Origin of the sequence: Desulfovibrio cuneatus DSM 11391 (assembly GCF_000430005.1) — a bacterium.
In the GTDB taxonomy this organism is placed as follows: Bacteria; Desulfobacterota; Desulfovibrionia; order Desulfovibrionales; family Desulfovibrionaceae; genus Frigididesulfovibrio; species Frigididesulfovibrio cuneatus.
This window is the reverse complement of the sequence record NZ_AUCY01000035.1, coordinates 1-15987: the sequence shown is the minus strand read 5'-3', so window position 1 is coordinate 15987 and position 15987 is coordinate 1. Positions and strand designations below refer to the sequence as shown.

Below are 15987 nucleotides of genomic sequence, written 5' to 3'. Positions count from 1 at the left end.
CCAAGAGGACAATTGTGCAGGAAGCACAATTGGGAACCGTCCGCAGGGCGGGAACCGAAGGTCGAGGCCCAGGACGGGCCGAGTCAACTCTTCGGTCCTGCCCCGCTTCAAAAAAAGCGAAGAAACACCGCCAAACGGAATAAATCAGTGTTTCCTAATTGGAAAATTCAACGCTCTGCACTATAGCCCGCAACGTTTCTTCCACGCCGGGTTCTTCCACATGGCCTTTAAGCTTCAGCATAAAGCCTGCGTTTTTGGGCAAGTAAATGTCGTAGTTCAGCACGCGCATGGAGCCGCCCTCGGGTGGGTTGCCAAGGCCAGACTGGCCAATGGCCATGAAGCCGCCAATCTGGGTGCGGGACACGGTCCATTCCACCATGGTATTTTCCACTTTTTCCTTGGCTGCGGTTTCCCGTGCGTTTTGCATAATGGCATCACCCAGGCGCACAAAGTCCTGGTCGTTGGCCTTGGAAGCGGCTTCTTCCGGCATAAAGTCGCGGGAGCTGTTCACCAAAAAGGCATAGGCCTGGGCAATCATTTCACCTTTGGCGTTGTTGCGCTGCATGTTGAGCATTTCAATGCGCTGGCCGGCCTGTATGGCTTTTTGCAATTCCGCCTTGCTGGGCTGGTTTTCCCGTGTGGCGTTAATAATGGTCCAGCCCTGGGGCACTTTTAAGCTGATGCCATAGGCAAGGCGCTGGGTGCTGGCCCCTTCCAGGGGGTTGGTGGCCACTTTAGGGGCTGTGGTTTTACCACCGCAAGCGGCAAGACCAAGGGTAAGCAGACTAAGGCAAACCAGGGAAATTCCCCGGAAAGAGGTGCGGGCAGTGTTCATGGGTGACTCCTTTCGGCAAATTTGTCAGGTAATGAGCGCATGTGTGGCGCGCGTGCGGCAACTGTATAGCATATACTGTGCAAAATTAACAGCAGCGTTTTTGTGGTGTAAAGAACCCATTGATCATATGGCATTTCATTCTTGTGGCGGCGTGGCCCACAAGGTCTCCAACCGGCGCAACAGGCTGGCGCACCCTTCTTCCCCCACCGCCAGCAGGCGCTGCTCCAGGGGGGCGGCGCTGGCAGCAAGGGCTATACCTTCCGGGTCTGGGGCGCTGTTTTCCAGCACATACTGGCAGGCCGCCATTTTCTGTTCTTCCGGCCATTGCCAGCCTTCAATGGTGTCAATGGCTTCCTGGCTCCAGCCGCGCAGCCCGGCAAGGCGCTGCTGGCGCACGGCAAAGGGGGCATGTACCCCCACCAGGGCTGGGGCACGCAGCCGGTATTCTTCCGGCATATGCAGGCCAGGGTTGGAAAATGTTGCACCGGTTTCCAGGTACAAGGGAATTTCGGCAAAGGCCAGGGGGGCCCCCTGCGCCGCCGCTGTGTTCCAGAAGGTGGCAATGGCATGGAATACCATGGGGTGCAGCATGGCTTCCACTTCCCGCCGCAGGTGCTCATCTGCCATCATGGCAGCGCCAAGGGCTGTTTTGTCTACCCCGCCCTGCTCCTGCGGAATGAAGCGGGTGCCAAACCGGGCACGCAGCAGTTGCCAGCCATCAGCCCCGTGTTTGTAGAGCTCTGCCACCACGGCATCAGCACTGAGGGTGGGGTAACCCTGCCCGGCAAAGTGCTGCAACAGGCGCGACTTGCCACACCCCGGCGAACCGGTAATGACCACAGGCAAAAAACGCCCTGCCAGCAAGGTGAGAGTGGCGATAAAATCGGGCGGGGGCGGGCAGGCAAAGGCAAGGCGGTTGTCCTGGCAGGTAAAGGTAGTCCCCCCGGCAAGGGTAACGCGCTGCGGGCGCTTTTCCTGCTGGGCATTGGCCGCATTTTTAGCCGTTTTTTTGTTGGGAGCGCTTGTTTCTGCTAGGGGTTGTTGTGCAGCACTTTCCGCTGCACTGGGGTGGGTAACAGCCAGCCGCCAGGCATGCAGCATGGGGCGCTGGGCCGCGTGCAGGGTGGTTTGCGGGGCCCCATAGGTATAATCCCCCAGCAGGGGGTGGCCAATGTGCTTCAGGTGCACGCGAATCTGGTGGGTTCTGCCCGTGTAAATACGCACAGCCAACAGGGCGTAGCGGCCTTGTTTGTCTGCATGTAGTGTTGTGTAGCCCGTGTGGGCTTCCCTGCCTGTGGGCACGACCGCCATAAGGGTTTTGCGGGTGGGGTGGCGGCCAATGGGGGCATGAATTTCCCCACTGGGCTGGCGGGGCACCCCATGCACAAGGGCCAGATATTCCTTATACACGCCGCGTTGGGCAAACTGTTCGGCCAGGGCAAGGCGGGCCCGTTCATGCAGGGCCACCAGCAACAGGCCTGTGGTGTCTTTGTCCAGCCGGTGCACAATGCCGGGGCGCGAACCTTCCATAAGGTGCAGGTCGGGAAAATGGTGCAGCAGAATATGGGCAAGGGTGCCTTCCGGCCTGCCGGGGCAGGGGTGCACGGTCAAATCCGCAGGCTTATTCACCACGGCCATGTCGTCGTCCTGGTACACAATGCACAGCTCTCCGACTTCTGCCTTCAAACTGGTTTCGCGCTCTGGCAGGGCAATGGCAATGGTTACGCCGCCGGGCACCGCTTCCTTGGGGGAAAGACAGGCTGCGCCGTCAAGCAACACCTGCCCCTGCTTGATGCAGTCTTTCACCCGCTCGCGGGAATAGCCAAGGGGGGCAAGGTGGGCGGCAAGGAGCTTGTCTAGCCGTTGCCGGGGGGAACCCGCAGGCGTAGTAAAGGTATGTGTGGCTTGCGGACATGAATTGATGGGCATGAATAAGGCCTTTGAGAAAGTGCGGATACAAGGAATTTTTGGACAATGCACAGGCATTGACCCAAAGTATAAAAGGCTGTGGGAGCTTTGGCAACAAAAGGTTATGTCCAATGCTTCACAGTTTTTAGCCGCACAGCATTAGACAACCACTGATTACATGGCATTGAGGAAACGCTCAGTTTTTCGTTTGGCAAGGCACGAGCTTTTTTTGAAGCAGGAGTGACAATTCCGCAGGAAAGCGGAATTGGGAACCGCCCAAAGGGCGGGAGCCGAAGGCCGAGGCCCAGGACGGGCCGAGTCAACTCTTCCGTCCTCGACTGCGACCCTAAAGCCGACGGCGGTCGCGAGTAGAGCGAGCTGTGGAGCGAGGAGTACGTGTGCGGGTGGCTTTGCCACGCGCACATTTCCACGAAATCCGAGCGGAAAAAATGAAGTAACACAGCCAAACGAAATAAATCAGCGTTTCCTCAGCTTGACCCCATGAAGTGTGGCGGGTACAACAAAAAAAATACGCAGCCTGGCTATTGCCCTCTTTTTATGTACCCCAGGCCTGCCTTGCCATTGCCCTCACAACCTACTCAGGGAAGGAGTTCTCTATGTCTCTTTATACCGTTGAACACCCTCTTGTAAAACACAAGCTCGGCATTTTGCGCCGCCACGATATTTCAGTGCGGGAGTTCCGTTCCGTTTCCAACGAACTGTGCCGCCTGCTCACCTATGAAGCCACCAAAAGCCTTGAAACCGAAAAAGTCACTGTGCAGGGGTGGGCTGGCCCAGTGGAAGTGGACCGCATTAAAGGCAAAAAAATCACGGCAGTGCCCATTTTGCGCGCAGGCCTGGGCATGCTGGACGGCTTCCTGGACATGATTCCCGGTGCCAAGGTAAGCGTTGTGGGCATGTTCCGCAATGAAGACACCCTGGAGCCTGTGCAATATTACGTAAAACTGGCAAGAGACATGAAACACCGCACAGCGGTGATTCTTGACCCCATGCTGGCGACAGGCGGCACCCTGGTGGCCACCATTGACCTGCTGAAAAAAGCAGGCTGTAAAAAAGTGGTGGGGCTGTTCCTTGTGGCTGCGCCGGAAGGCATTGAACGCACCCGCAAAGCCCACCCGGATGTAGACATTTATACCGCTGCCGTGGATGAACGCCTCAACGAACATGGCTATATTCTGCCGGGCCTTGGGGATGCAGGGGATAAGATTTTCGGCACCAAGTAGCCCCTGTTACTTATTGCAAATACAATACCCCCCCGGAAGCGCATGTTCCGGGGGGGTATTTTTACGTCTGAATACAATTCTGTCCGGTTAAAAACCGGACAGAATTGGGGCAATTTTGCTCGCAAAATTGTCCCGCGTAGCGTGTCGTTTGCCTTTATAATCACCTCTTTTTGTCTTCTCTTTTAAGGCAATGCTTGGAGAGAGCAAAAAGATAGCCGGACACTATTGGTCTGAATAGCAGGGTTGCCCAGTGGGCAACGCCTTATTCCTGAATGATTGCCGTACACATCCCCTTTGCAGCGGGGGCAGGCATGCCAGGGGGAAGGAGAAGCACTACCTGTGCATATTGCTGGGCCAGTTGGCGTAATACCGCATGCAGCCCTTCCTGCGCCGTGGTTGCATGCACTTCCACAGGCAAGGAATGCGGTGCCAGGGCTGCCTGTAGCGGAGCAAATGCGTTTTGCGCCTCGTCACGGGCCAGTTGTTGCACGTAGTCGGTAAACTCCCCCATGGCACCTGCCGGGGCCAGGTGGTCCACCTGCCCATAGTGGGCCAAATCTACCGCCAGCAGGTACAGCCCCAGTACGTGCGCGGCATGTACGCCTGCATGGGCCAGCACTGTTGTGCCCTGCACCGGGGGTGTTGCCTGTGCAGCAAGGCACACCAGGGCCATGGGTTGCTGTGCAGTTGCCTCGTGTTGCGGCGGGGTGGCAAACTGTGTGGGCATGGCTGCCCTTACGCCAGCAGCTTGGCAACACCCACAAGGAGTATGCCGCAACAAATGACTATAATATCCTGCCGTCTGCTTTTAGAAATCGCGTTCCACATAGGTACCTCCTGAAGGCGTTTTGAATGTGTTATTTCGTCATGGTTGTATCGCAGTGCGTTCACTGCACAAGGCAACCGTTGCTGCATGAGAGCATTTTACCTTTGAAAGTATACATTGGCTTATCATGCAGCGCATTGATTTTTTCAAAGTAGTCATGTGATCTACTAAAATAAAACAACATGCTTCGCGGGTGGCAGCAACGCTGCCACCGAGCAATTGTAAAGTGAAATTGCTCTAATCCAGAAATTGCAGCACAACAAACAGGGCCAGCACAGCTTTTACGGAAGCCACCACAAAGCCAAGCAACACACCGGAAAAGCCAGCGGCTTTAATATCTGCCAAGCGTGTGGTAAGCCCAATGCTGGCAAAACCCAGCAAAAAACACCAGTCCATGAAGTGGCTGGCTTTTTTAGCCTCCGTAGGGGTAAGCATACCAAACGTATTCAGCATAACCACAACCAAGAATCCCAGAACAAACACAGGAAATTTATCAATAATGATGCGCAGCTTGTTTGTGCCATCCATTTGCTGGCGCACGTCGTCGTCTTGCGTAGCCACCATAATGGCCAGCATAAGCACTATAATGGGCAGAAAAATGACGCGCCCGATGTTATAAACCCCGGCCACAACCCCAGCTTCCGGGCTGAACGCAAAACCAGCTGCCAACACCTGGGCCGAGTTCACAATGCCAACCCCTGCAAAGGCCCCAAACTGGTTGGCGGAAAGCTCAAACCAGCGCCCGATAAAGGGAAAGGTGAACAGGGCAATAAGGCCAAACATAAGCACCACAGCAATGGTGTAGGCAATGTCTTCGTTCTTGGCCTTTACAGCCGGGGCAAGGGCAACACAGGCGGAAACACCACACACGGAAAGCCCGGCAGCCAAACATGCCCCCAGGGCGGGCGGCATTTTGTACAAGCGGCTTATCCACATTAGCACCAGGGCGGAAACAAACAGAAATACCGCAATGATAATCAGCGCTTCACTGCCTGTTTTCACCAGCCCGGCAAAGGAATACTTGCAGCCCATGACCACAATGCCTGTTTTGGTAAGAATGGTGGAATAGCCAAGCCCGGGGCGAAACACCTGGGCAACCCCAACGGTGTTGCGAATAAGCATGCCAAACAGAATGGCAACAATGAAGTTGCTCAGGTTCAGGCCAACCATAACAGGGTGCAAGCCGTTGATAACCGGAGTAACGTGCCATGCAACAACGGCAACAGTGAGCAACAACGCAACGCCGGGAAGCGAGGCAACAAATAAATTTTTCTTTGGGAGCGCAATGCTTGCCTGGGTGGACTGCGTCATAATGAACGGCCCCTTGTACGGTAAAAGATGAAAAACGTAGCCATATGGCTATTGGGCAATAATCGTAAAGCGACTTCCCGCAGGGAAGAAACTCCCAAAAGCACGAATAAAGGAACTTTATTTTCCTGTAAAATGAGTGCGTTTGGTGGTTTAGGCCATCTTTCGCTGTGTGCAGATGGCTTTGTTCCTGTTGGTCACAGGCATGGCCTATAGCAAGGTGTATGCCGTTTTAAATTATCAGTAAAAACAGATGGTTGTTTTTTCACACCATAAGAGCCTGCTAACGTAAGTTAGCATGCTCTTTCTTCTCAAATAACCAATAATATTAAACATATACAATACAAAAACCCAATTTTCGGCATGCTAACGTGCGTTAGCATGCCGAAAATTGGGACTAAAACGTAATATTCTGAAGCAGAGCAATTACCTTATTTCATTCGTTACTTACTCTTGCCGTGCAGGCACCAGCAGTACTCGGCAGGGGGCTTTTCGGGTAAGTTCCGCCACGCCGTCGCGCATCACTTCAAGCCCACGCCGCAGGGGGTTGGGAACAACCACAAGGTCGTATCCTTTTTCCATTTGGGCAATGGCTTGCTCCACCACATGGCCTGCGCTCATCACAAATTCGGCTTCTACAACGCCTTTGGTCTGTGCTTCAAACCGTTGCAGGGCTTCCTGGGCAGATTTTTTTTCCTCATCATTAATATAGTCAAGGAAATCTCCACGGGAACCGCTGCCGGAGAGCCAGTCATGGGCAACATACCCATTCCAGGTGGCATCCAGAACAAACAGCCCGGTTAGGTGTGCCTTGTGCTGCTTGGCAATGCGCAGGGCTTCTTCAAAAACACCAGGGGTGTCGTCCAGCACCAGCAACAAGGTGCGCGGTGCGCCAGAATTATGTACGGCAGTGTTCATGTGGGCCCTTTGGATTAGAAAGATGCTGGTAAAACAAGCAAAAGGCCATGCACCGCAACGTTTCACCCTATTCCATTAGCACTCAAGGGGCATATTGCGCCAGGGCATTCAAGACGAGTGCAAAGTAGTCTTCAATGGAAAATAACGGGAAACGCAGTGTTGCAATGGCCTTACTCAACTCTTGTGCGCACAGGGTTTACGGGAGCGTTCCCTTAACGTGGTTAAGCACAATGATGGTGTTTTTGCTCTTTTTAACTTTGTCCCCAACTTTTGCAGGCACATCCAGCACTTTACCGTCTGCTTTTACCGTAATGTCTTTAATAACAGTATTTTCCTGCATAACGTTGTTCACCCATTTTTTTTCCACCACTTCAAGGGTGTAAATGGTGTCGCCTTTTTTTACTTCTGTGCCGGACTGCACAAGAATAGAGGCCACTTTGCCGTCCATGGCAGCTGTTACGTGTACTTCAGGCACAATAAAGGCCATATACCCAAGCACAAACAGTACCACAAGACCAGCAAATATCATGGCCGCAACGTCTTCGTGCCTGTCAGACCGGAAAACGGTCATGGATTGTTTCTTTTCGCTCATGAAGCATTCCTTCGCTTTACATTCTATAAGTGAGGGCTTTTATACGCTGCACCTGAGAGTATTCTTTTCTCCGGGCTTTTTGCCCAATGCTGCGCAATATCCTGTTTGCCATGGCAGGTGCCAGTGCAATACGCTATTACTCTAAAAGCCAACTTCCTTGGGCATGAACAGCAGAATAACAATAAGAGCCAGTATATATTTGGTTGTACCGGCAATAATGCCAATGCGCAGGGGTTTGCCGCCTGCTGCCTTGATTTCGCGAAAGTCAATGTAAGCGCCCTGCCCCACAAGGCCAATACCGAAAATCCAGGCCATGAACGTGCGAAGAAGGTGCAGCGTTTCAGAACCTTCAGCCCCCAGCATACCAAGGGAAGAAAGGGCTGTCATGCCGAAAAAGCCAAGAACAAACACGGGGAACTTGGAAACAAGAATTTTGGAAAGGCTGGCCTTTTTCGCATCTGCTTCCCCTTTCCAGTACCACACGGTAATGGCAAAAACCACAAAGGGAATACTAATAACGCGCACCACGTTCCACACTTCGCCGTAGGCAACAGCAGTGCCTGGAGCAATGTTGGGGTTAAAGGCAAGGCAGGTGGCAAGCACTTGGCCAGAGTTCAAAATGCCCGTGCCCACCCATGCGCCATACTGAAAATCGGAAAGGTTCAGAGCAGTGCCAATAAAAGGGCTGATGAACATGGTAAGAATACCAAAGCCAAGAATGGTGGCAATGGCAAGGGCAAGGTCCACAGGCCGGGCACGCACCCCGGGGGCAGCGGCCACAGCGGCGGAAACACCGCATACTCCACAGGCAGCCGCCATAACCGCAGTAACGGAACGGTCTACCTTCATCATGCGGCCAAGGAACATAACCAGGAACACGGTGCCAAACACGAAACCCAAAATGAGTACGGCAGCACTTACACCAAGCTTAAGCAAGGTTTGCAGGGTATACAAGGAACCCAGCATAATAACCCCTGTTTTAATGAACAGGCGGGTAGTGCGGAAACCTTCTTCCGCCCATGCGGGAATTCTTCCCCCAAAAATGAAGTTGCGGAACAACATCCCGGTAATAATGGACAACAAAATGTAGTTCAAGCTCAGTACCTTAACAAGCCAGCCTTTTACGCCAAAAAGCGTCACTTCCCCCATCCATGGTTCCACATAAAGGCGTAACACAGCAAGCGTGCCCACCATAAGTGCCAGGCCGGGTATAATGGCTGCAAGTTTCCCCAGAGTTCCTCTCTCTTCCATTCCAAACTCCTCCACGTGGTGTGTTGGCATTGCCAGCAAATAAGGCGCGCAATAGTGGGTTAGCCAAGAAGGAATATCCTTCACGCTATTCCCGCTGCCAAAATTATCGCTGGCTTGCAAGTATGCCAAATTATAGCAAAGTTTGTGCCATTTATAATTTACAATAAAAACAGTCTGTTAAATTTATCGACTTCCTCTTTTATGCCAACGTGCGTTGGCAGGAGACTACCCCCAGCAACAGTGGCTGGCATTGTTAACATACATAAATTACTATGATTATTTCAATCAACATGGCAATTTCTCTTTGTGCTAACACGTGTTAGCAGGTGCACAAACAGGACCGGAGCGTAATGCCCAAAGTGGCGCGAGGGAAACAAAGGTGCCGTAGCACTTCCCAACTCCAGCTCCGAGCGAGCGAAATTCACTTGTTTAAAAAGACACATACGCCATCCATTGCACAGGAGAATGCAACTCTCCCTTACAATGCATGGCGTATGTGCCTTTTCACTGGGTCAATACACATGGAAAAACCCTTGAACAGGGTTTTCCTAGTTCACCGCATTCTGCTCTGGCTGCTGTTTGCTCACAGTAACAGCCCGGCGTACCTGGGTTAAGGTAGAGGCCAGGGTAGGCTGGTCTGTGTAGTACACCGAAGCGCTGTGCAGCCCATACAGGCTTTGCACTTCCCCATAGTGTGTCAGGGCTGGGGACAATGCTACAATTCTGGGGGAAATTACCCCAAAGAACAGGTACAGCGCCACTGCAATAAGGGCCAGGCGGCACAGCCCGTTAACTGGTGTGGGAAGCATTGTGAAAGTCCTTTTTTTGTGTAGCTGGGGAAGCAGGGCCGCCCAGCTACACTTACTCTCGCGTCAGTATACCCTACAGGCTTGCGGTAATTTCCGGGAACACCTTGTAGAACATGATGTAGGCCATGATCAGGGTAAGAAGAAGGTTGAAGCTTTGCCCGCACACATACAAGATAACGGGTTTGCCGCCCTTAAAGTATTTTGCCAGTTCGCGGAAGTTGGTGGCAAGGCCAATGGAAGTAAAGGCCAGCACAAAGAACCAACCACGCAGGCCGCCGGAAAGGCCTTTGATAATACCCTGGTCAACAATGGCATCGCCAAGGTCTGGCCCCAGGGAAGAGCTGAGGGACGAAAAGATGATGGATGCGCCAAGAAAGCCCAGCACAAACTTGGGGAAGCGGTGCCAAATTTCCATGGGGCTCACTTTTTGCCCTTCCACACGGTCTACCTTGGTGGCCCAGTACACAGCCACACAAAAAGCGGTAACGCCAATCAGCACGTTTTGAATCATTTTAATGGTGGCAGCCACGGCCATGGCCCGCTCACCCAAAAAGGCACCGGCTGCGGTTACAGCCCCGGTGGAGTCCACGGTGCCACCAATCCAGGCACCGCCCAGCACGTCGTGCATGCCAACGGCCTTAATAAAGGCGGGCATGGCAATCATCATAATGGCGGTAAAAGTGAGGGAAAGGCCCACGGCCAGGGTAAGTTCTTCTTTCTTGGCACGGCAGGCGGCAGCGGTGGCAATGGCTGCGGAAGTGCCGCACACGCTCATGTCTGCCGAAATGGTAATGTTCAGGGTTTTGGATTCCATTTTCAGTACTTTCTGACCGAAAATATACGTGGAAACCAGCACAATGGGGGTAACCACCCAGGCTACAAAAATACCCGGAATACCAATGGCCAGAATTTTACTCATGAGCACTTCGGCACCCAGCAGCACGAGCCCTGTTTTAATAAAATATTCTACTTCCAAGCCACCCTTGAACATATTGGGGGTGCCCACCGTGTTGGCAATTATCATGCCCAAAATAATGGCCCAAGCTTCAGCCCCAACGCCCCAGTACTTCATTTGGGCCTGGCCCCCAAGGCTTTGGGCAAGCACGGCAAGAAGGAAGACAAAACAGAACCCAATGAAGAATTTGGGCACACTTTTGCCCATGAAAAAGGCCCCAACGCTGAACATGGCCCCCAACACCACCATGAGCACAGGAAGTGTCATAAGCAGGTTATAGGGCTTGGCATTGGCAGCAGACTTGGCCTTGCCCTCTGCCTGGGTTGCCTTGTTCCAGGCTGTGGCAGCAGCCCCGGCCTTTTCATTCAGGGCAGCGTCTTTAAATTCGCCAGTGGCAGCGGCCTGTTCTGCGGCCTGGGCAGCTTCCAGGGCAGTGGCTGTTTTGGCTTTGGCGGCCTCAAATTTTTCGGCGGCCTTTTCGCTGGCAACCTTTGCTGCGGCTTCATCCCTTACAAAAGAAGCCATAAAATTGTCAGACCAGTCCTTGGGCTTGCCAAGGTAATGGCTGAAGAGCTTACCCATGTCGTTGCTGCTGACTGTGAACGAATTCTTTTTTGCCGTGGCCTTGTACCAGCCAACCGACTTGAACGGTTTTTCCGCTTCCTTGGCAATGGTGGCCTGAAACGGCGCAATTTCTGCAGCAAGCTTTTCTCTGCTGTCCGCTCCTGCAAAGGCAAAGAATGCTATGGCAAGAATGAAAAATCCAAGCCATATGGCCCAGTAGTCTTCCTTGGTCCACAAGTCGGAAAGCTTGGATTCCGCCTTATCAACCACAACATCATTGGTGGTTTGCGTCATATGCACTCCTTTACTATTGTTCGAGCCAGTTCTTTCCCCCAACATAAACGCGCTTGCCCCATGCAGCAGTAAGGGCCTTATCTTTCATATTGCAAGCAAAGATTGTGCCTTTTTTATCTTGCAGTAAAATCAGCATGTTATAATTTTGATTTTGAATAAACTGCTAACTCACGGCAACACACCTTCACGACGCTTTTGTTGCAGAATCGGCATTTGTGCGCTATAGACGAACGGCAGCAACAATTTTTCAGGCATTCAACAAAGTGCTACCAAAAGTTAGCAGGCGTGCGTCTTGTGGCACAAGGGAACAAGCGACGTACCACCATTGGCAGGGTATTTTCGCTCCAAGGTATGCAAAAGGAGGCCTGATGCGTTTTTTTCCGGTGACGTTACAAGGAAAGTTCTTGGCAGGCCTTGTGGTTATTTTGCTGCTTATGGGCGTACTGTTTGGCGTGGCCCTGCAAGCCCACACCAAGCAATTGCTTGTGGCAGAAGCCAGGGAAAAAGCCCAACTGATGCTGGCCCACACCGAAGCCATTCAACGCTATATACGCGAAGTGCTGCGCCCTGCGGTTTCAAAACGAATTGAGGCAGACGACTTTATTATTGAGGCCATGTCTACCTCCTTTATTACGCGCCATGTCCTGCAAAACATTACTGAAGACGCCATGCCCTTCGTGTTTCGGCGGGTGGCGAAAAATGCCCGTAACCCGGAATTTGAAGTGACAGCAGCAGAAGAAGTGCTGTTCAACCGCTTTCTTGTTGACCCAAAACTAACCCGCATTGAAGAACTGAGGGATGAAGGGGATGCCGGGCGGCTGCTTATTGCCCGGCCTGTGCGCTTTACAGCCGACTGTTTGCGCTGCCATGGCCTGCCGGAAAAAGCACCGGCAGTGCTGCTGCAAATGTACGGAAGCGAGCGCGGCTTTTACCGCCAGGAAAAAGAACTGGCAGGGCTTGAACTGGTAAGTGTGCCCCTGTATACCGCCAGCGGGCCTGCTTCTCGTTCCACCACCATGTTTGCCATATGGTTTGTTTCCGGCATGGTACTGCTGCTTGTGGTTATTCAGGGCTATTTTAACCGCCTTGTGGTGCATAACCTGCGCCGGGTGGGCAGCATTTTGCAGCGCGTATTCTTTCGGGAAGGCGGCGGGGAACTGCTGGCACCGCTAGAGCGCGAAGAAGACATTGAAGGCATGATTCGCGGCATTGAAACCATTGCCACGCACCTGGGCACGGCCAAAGAACAATTAAATACCTATGCCAAAAACCTGGAAAGCATGGTGGGGGAACGCACCGCAGACCTGGAACATGTGCTGGCTGCCCGTAGTGCAGACGTAGAACTGTTTGTTCGCCTTTTGCGCGACCTGAACCAGCACGGTGAGAAAAAGAACCTGCTGTGTGCTTCATTAAACCATGTGGCGCGGCATTTTGGGGCATCTTCCGCATTTTACACCTGTGGGTTTGCCGGGCTGGATTCTTTGGTGTGGCCGGGTTGCCTGCCCCCGGAAAGCCGCCCCCAGGGCAACCCTGTGGCCCCGCCCCTGGAAAATTTGGGGCAACTTTCCTTGCGCGCCCTGGAAGAACCTGTACTGGAAGAAAATTACTGGCTGCTGCCTGTGCAAACTTCCGGGCAAAGCCGGGGGGTGTATGGCCTGTTCTGGAATTCCCCCGCTGAAGTGCCCGGACAAGACTGCGTGCCACGGGCCATGGCCTTGGGCACCCAAATAGGCATTGCCCTGGACAACCTGGAAGCCCTGGAAGCCTTGCTGCACCAGAACACCCTGCTGGATTCCCTGGTGGAAGGGGTGCCAGACCCCTTGCTGCTTATGGAAGCTGGCGGCAGGGCATTGCTTGCCAACAGTTCAGCCCACCACCTTGCGGCCCGCCTGCGCCACATGGAGCAAAACACTTCCCCGCAAGAAGGGGCCAGGCCTGAAGTGTTGCAGGAAGAAAGCAGACAGGCCCTTTTGGCCACATTGCTGGAGCGCATGGGGGTAACCCCGCAGGCAACCAAAACAGGCAAAGTAAGCTCCCATGAAGTGGAACTGCCCGGCGGTTTTTCCTTTGATGTGGGCATATACCCATTTATTGAAGGCAGGGGCCTTGGCACCCGGCTCATTGTGCACATTCGGGAAACAACAGAAGAACGCCAGTTGCTTGGCCACTTGCGGCGCAGTGAAAAAATGGCAGCCGTGGGGCAACTTGCCGCAGGCATTGCCCATGAAATCAACAACCCCCTGGGGGTTATCCGCTGCTATGCAGAACTTTTGGCAGCTTCCCTGCCAGAAGGGCAGGAAAAAGCCGATGTGGAAACCATTTTACGGCATGTGGAAGGTGCCCAAACAGTGCTGCGCGACCTGCTGCATTTTTCCCGGCCCAAGGTCACCCAGGCTGGCCCATGTGATGTAGGGGCATTGCTTGTTTCCCTGGTGGAATTATTCAAGCCCAAGGCCACGCGCCTTGAGGTGGGGCTGGCGGTGGAAGCCGCACCAAACCTGCCCCAAGTGCATACAGACAGCGGCCTTTTGGAGCAGGTGCTGGTGAACCTGCTCCTTAACGCCCTGGACGCAGTGCCGCCGCATCACGGGCAGGTGCGCCTTGTGGCGCAAGTGCTGCCCCGGCAGGCAGGCCTGAGCATTCACGTTATTGACAACGGCGGCGGTGTGCCGGAAGTAAACCTTGGCAAATTGTTTGATCCGTTTTTCAGCACCAAGCCAGCAGGCCATGGCACGGGCCTTGGGTTGACCGTGGCCTTTGGTATGATGCGGGAAATGAAAGGCACACTTGAGGTGCGCAACCGTTATGAACAGGGGGTGCGCGTGGGTGCAGAGTTTATAGTTACTTTACCCTTGAATTCCCTGGAGCAAGGCCATGACCCCATGTGATAGCCGGATTTTGATTGTGGATGATGAAGTGGATTTTGCCAAAGGCATTGCCCGGCAAATTACCGCAGCCTTTCCGGAATGCAGCGTGGAAATGGCCCACTCCGGCCAGGCAGGGCTGGCTGCCCTGGAAACATTTGCCCCCCACGTTATGCTGCTGGACTTGCGCCTGCCCGGTATGGACGGGCATGAAGTACTGCACCAGGTGAAAGCCCGGCACCCGGACGTTTCAGTGGTTATTCTTACAGGCCACGGCACTGTAGCCACGGCGGTTAGCGCGTTGCGCAGCGGGGCCTGGGATTTTCTTACCAAGCCCGTGCGCGGTGAAGACCTTATACGCAGCCTTTCCAAGGCATTTGAGCGCAGCCGCCTGCTGGGGGAAAACCAGCGCCTTACACAGCTTATGAGCCGCTCCGGCCTGCACCATGCCCTTATTGGCGAATCTGCCAGCATGCTGCGCCTGAAGGAAAGCCTGCGGGCTGTGGCAGCGGCAAGCTACACGGTGCTGGTGCGGGGGGAGTCTGGCACGGGCAAAGAGCTGGTGGCAGAATCGGTACATGCCTTCAGCGACAGGGCAGCCAAGCCCCTGGTGCGGGTAAACTGCCCGGCCATTCCGGAACACCTGCTGGAAAGTGAGTTGTTTGGTCACGTAAAAGGGGCATTCACCGGGGCGGTGAACACCCGCAAAGGTCTGTTTCTGGAAGCTTCCGGCGGGGTGCTGTTCCTGGATGAAATTGGGGACATTTCTCTGAGTGTGCAAACAAAATTACTGCGGGTACTGCAAGATGGCGAGGTGCGCCCGGTGGGGGCCAGCCAATCGTTCCAGGCCGACACCCGCGTGATTGCCGTTACCAACCAAAACCTTGAGGCCAAAATCAAGGCAGGCACGTTTCGGGAAGATTTATACTATCGCCTCAACGTACTGTGCTTGCGTACCCCTTCCCTGCGGGAGCGGCGTGACGATATTCCGTTGCTAGCCACCCATTTTTTGCAAAAAACGTGCACTGAAACACGCACGGAAGAAAAACGGTTCTCCCCGGAACTGCTGGCTGCCCTGTGCCGCATGGAATGGCCGGGCAACGTGCGCGAACTGCAAAACACAGTGCGCCGCATGGCGGTGTTTAGCCCTGGCCCAGTGCTGGAAAAAGAACACCTTGTGTTTGGCAGTGAAGATGGTGCCCTGCCAGGGCAAGAGATAATAGAGTTTTTGCCGTATAAGGAAGCCAAAAGTAAACTGGTGGATACCTTTACACGGGAATATGTGCAGGAATTGCTGGAACGCTCCGGGGGGAACGTTTCCGAAGCTGCGCGTATTTCCGGGCTGGAACGGGTTTCGTTGCAAAAGATCCTGCGGCGATTAGGGGTGGAACCGGGTGGGTTTAGGGGGATGAAAGATGGGGGGATTCTCCATTAGTTTTTAGAGCGGAATTGCGTATATTTTTGCGACGCAAGCGCCACACCTTTTTTGAACACTTTGTTGCAAGGGTGAGTGCGGCGTGCCGCCGCGTACGCTTGTTTTTCTTCTTTAGTTTGCCGCTCCGCTTGGGTGAAAACACGAAGTTTTTTCGTTTGGCAAGGCATTCGGCGCAAGCACCGTC

13 protein-coding genes are annotated in these 15987 nt (G+C 53.7%); 3 read left to right on the top strand and 10 right to left on the bottom strand.

Translation table 11 applies throughout. From position 1 onward, the window contains the following. Nucleotides 1–154: 154 nt before the first annotated feature. Nucleotides 155–835 (bottom strand): hypothetical protein, encoded by a 681-nt coding sequence (locus tag G497_RS0109650; RefSeq protein ID WP_027187997.1) that lies wholly within the window; start codon nucleotides 833–835, stop codon nucleotides 155–157. Nucleotides 836–970: 135 nt separating this feature from the next. Beyond that, nucleotides 971–2764 (bottom strand): dephospho-CoA kinase, encoded by a 1794-nt coding sequence (locus tag G497_RS20360; RefSeq protein WP_051258014.1) that lies wholly within the window; start codon nucleotides 2762–2764, stop codon nucleotides 971–973. A gap of 596 nt (nucleotides 2765–3360) precedes the next feature. Between G497_RS20360 and upp the strand changes: the two genes are divergently transcribed. Continuing rightward, nucleotides 3361–3987 carry a uracil phosphoribosyltransferase gene (gene upp, locus G497_RS0109635; RefSeq protein ID WP_027187996.1) on the top strand — a complete coding sequence of 209 codons (627 nt, stop codon included), beginning with the start codon at nucleotides 3361–3363 and terminating at the stop codon, nucleotides 3985–3987. 262 nt (nucleotides 3988–4249) lie between these two features. Here the strand turns inward: upp and G497_RS0109630 are convergent, their stop codons facing one another. The 7 genes from G497_RS0109630 to G497_RS0109595 form a co-directional block, all read right to left on the bottom strand. After that, a complete protein-coding gene (locus G497_RS0109630) occupies nucleotides 4250–4714 on the bottom strand; it encodes a hypothetical protein (RefSeq protein WP_027187995.1) in 465 nt (154 codons plus the stop codon). 336 nt (nucleotides 4715–5050) lie between these two features. After that, nucleotides 5051–6124: a YeiH family protein gene (locus tag G497_RS0109620; protein ID WP_027187994.1), complete on the bottom strand. Its 1074-nt coding sequence runs from the start codon at nucleotides 6122–6124 to the stop codon at nucleotides 5051–5053. 444 nt (nucleotides 6125–6568) lie between these two features. Further along, nucleotides 6569–7039, bottom strand: coding sequence for a universal stress protein (locus G497_RS0109615; protein WP_051258013.1), 471 nt, complete (start codon nucleotides 7037–7039; stop codon nucleotides 6569–6571). Between the two features lie 196 nt (nucleotides 7040–7235). Then, nucleotides 7236–7631: a biotin/lipoyl-binding protein gene (locus G497_RS0109610; RefSeq protein WP_027187992.1), complete on the bottom strand. Its 396-nt coding sequence runs from the start codon at nucleotides 7629–7631 to the stop codon at nucleotides 7236–7238. Nucleotides 7632–7772: 141 nt separating this feature from the next. Further along, nucleotides 7773–8882, bottom strand: a complete 1110-nt coding sequence (locus G497_RS0109605) for a YeiH family protein (protein WP_027187991.1) — start codon at nucleotides 8880–8882, stop codon at nucleotides 7773–7775. A gap of 548 nt (nucleotides 8883–9430) precedes the next feature. Further along, on the bottom strand, nucleotides 9431–9691 hold the full coding sequence (locus G497_RS17585; protein WP_034637413.1) for a hypothetical protein: 261 nt from the start codon (nucleotides 9689–9691) through the stop codon (nucleotides 9431–9433). A 73-nt stretch (nucleotides 9692–9764) separates the two neighbouring features. Continuing rightward, the gene (locus tag G497_RS0109595; protein WP_027187990.1) at nucleotides 9765–11504 is read right to left on the bottom strand and encodes a YeiH family protein; all 1740 of its coding nucleotides are present in this window, start codon (nucleotides 11502–11504) and stop codon (nucleotides 9765–9767) included. A 368-nt stretch (nucleotides 11505–11872) separates the two neighbouring features. Here G497_RS0109595 and G497_RS17580 point away from each other — a divergent pair, with 368 nt between their 5' ends. Together G497_RS17580 and G497_RS0109580 are read left to right on the top strand one after the other, a co-directional pair. Continuing rightward, nucleotides 11873–14392 (top strand): c-type heme family protein, encoded by a 2520-nt coding sequence (locus G497_RS17580; RefSeq protein ID WP_051258012.1) that lies wholly within the window; start codon nucleotides 11873–11875, stop codon nucleotides 14390–14392. After that, nucleotides 14379–15803, top strand: a complete 1425-nt coding sequence (locus G497_RS0109580; protein ID WP_027187989.1) for a sigma-54-dependent transcriptional regulator — start codon at nucleotides 14379–14381, stop codon at nucleotides 15801–15803. The genes G497_RS17580 and G497_RS0109580 overlap by 14 nt, the downstream gene beginning before the upstream one ends. On the opposite strand, the gene G497_RS20455 is transcribed toward G497_RS0109580, so the two are convergent. Continuing rightward, on the bottom strand, nucleotides 15800–15987 hold a 188-nt coding region (locus G497_RS20455), incomplete at its 5' end, for a hypothetical protein (protein WP_034637412.1). The genes G497_RS0109580 and G497_RS20455 overlap by 4 nt on opposite strands.

Excerpts from the sequence above, each read along its gene's own strand:
- G497_RS0109650 (WP_027187997.1), bottom strand. The coding sequence starts at position 835 with ATGAACACTGCCCGCACCTCTTTCCGGGGAATTTCCCTGGTTTGCCTT.
- G497_RS20360 (WP_051258014.1), bottom strand. The coding sequence starts at position 2,764 with ATGCCCATCAATTCATGTCCGCAAGCCACACATACCTTTACTACGCCT.
- upp (WP_027187996.1), top strand. The coding sequence starts at position 3,361 with ATGTCTCTTTATACCGTTGAACACCCTCTTGTAAAACACAAGCTCGGC.
- G497_RS0109630 (WP_027187995.1), bottom strand. The coding sequence starts at position 4,714 with ATGCCCACACAGTTTGCCACCCCGCCGCAACACGAGGCAACTGCACAG.
- G497_RS0109620 (WP_027187994.1), bottom strand. The coding sequence starts at position 6,124 with ATGACGCAGTCCACCCAGGCAAGCATTGCGCTCCCAAAGAAAAATTTA.
- G497_RS0109615 (WP_051258013.1), bottom strand. The coding sequence starts at position 7,039 with ATGAACACTGCCGTACATAATTCTGGCGCACCGCGCACCTTGTTGCTG.
- G497_RS0109610 (WP_027187992.1), bottom strand. The coding sequence starts at position 7,631 with ATGAGCGAAAAGAAACAATCCATGACCGTTTTCCGGTCTGACAGGCAC.
- G497_RS0109605 (WP_027187991.1), bottom strand. The coding sequence starts at position 8,882 with ATGGAAGAGAGAGGAACTCTGGGGAAACTTGCAGCCATTATACCCGGC.
- G497_RS17585 (WP_034637413.1), bottom strand. The coding sequence starts at position 9,691 with ATGCTTCCCACACCAGTTAACGGGCTGTGCCGCCTGGCCCTTATTGCA.
- G497_RS0109595 (WP_027187990.1), bottom strand. The coding sequence starts at position 11,504 with ATGACGCAAACCACCAATGATGTTGTGGTTGATAAGGCGGAATCCAAG.
- G497_RS17580 (WP_051258012.1), top strand. The coding sequence starts at position 11,873 with ATGCGTTTTTTTCCGGTGACGTTACAAGGAAAGTTCTTGGCAGGCCTT.
- G497_RS0109580 (WP_027187989.1), top strand. The coding sequence starts at position 14,379 with ATGACCCCATGTGATAGCCGGATTTTGATTGTGGATGATGAAGTGGAT.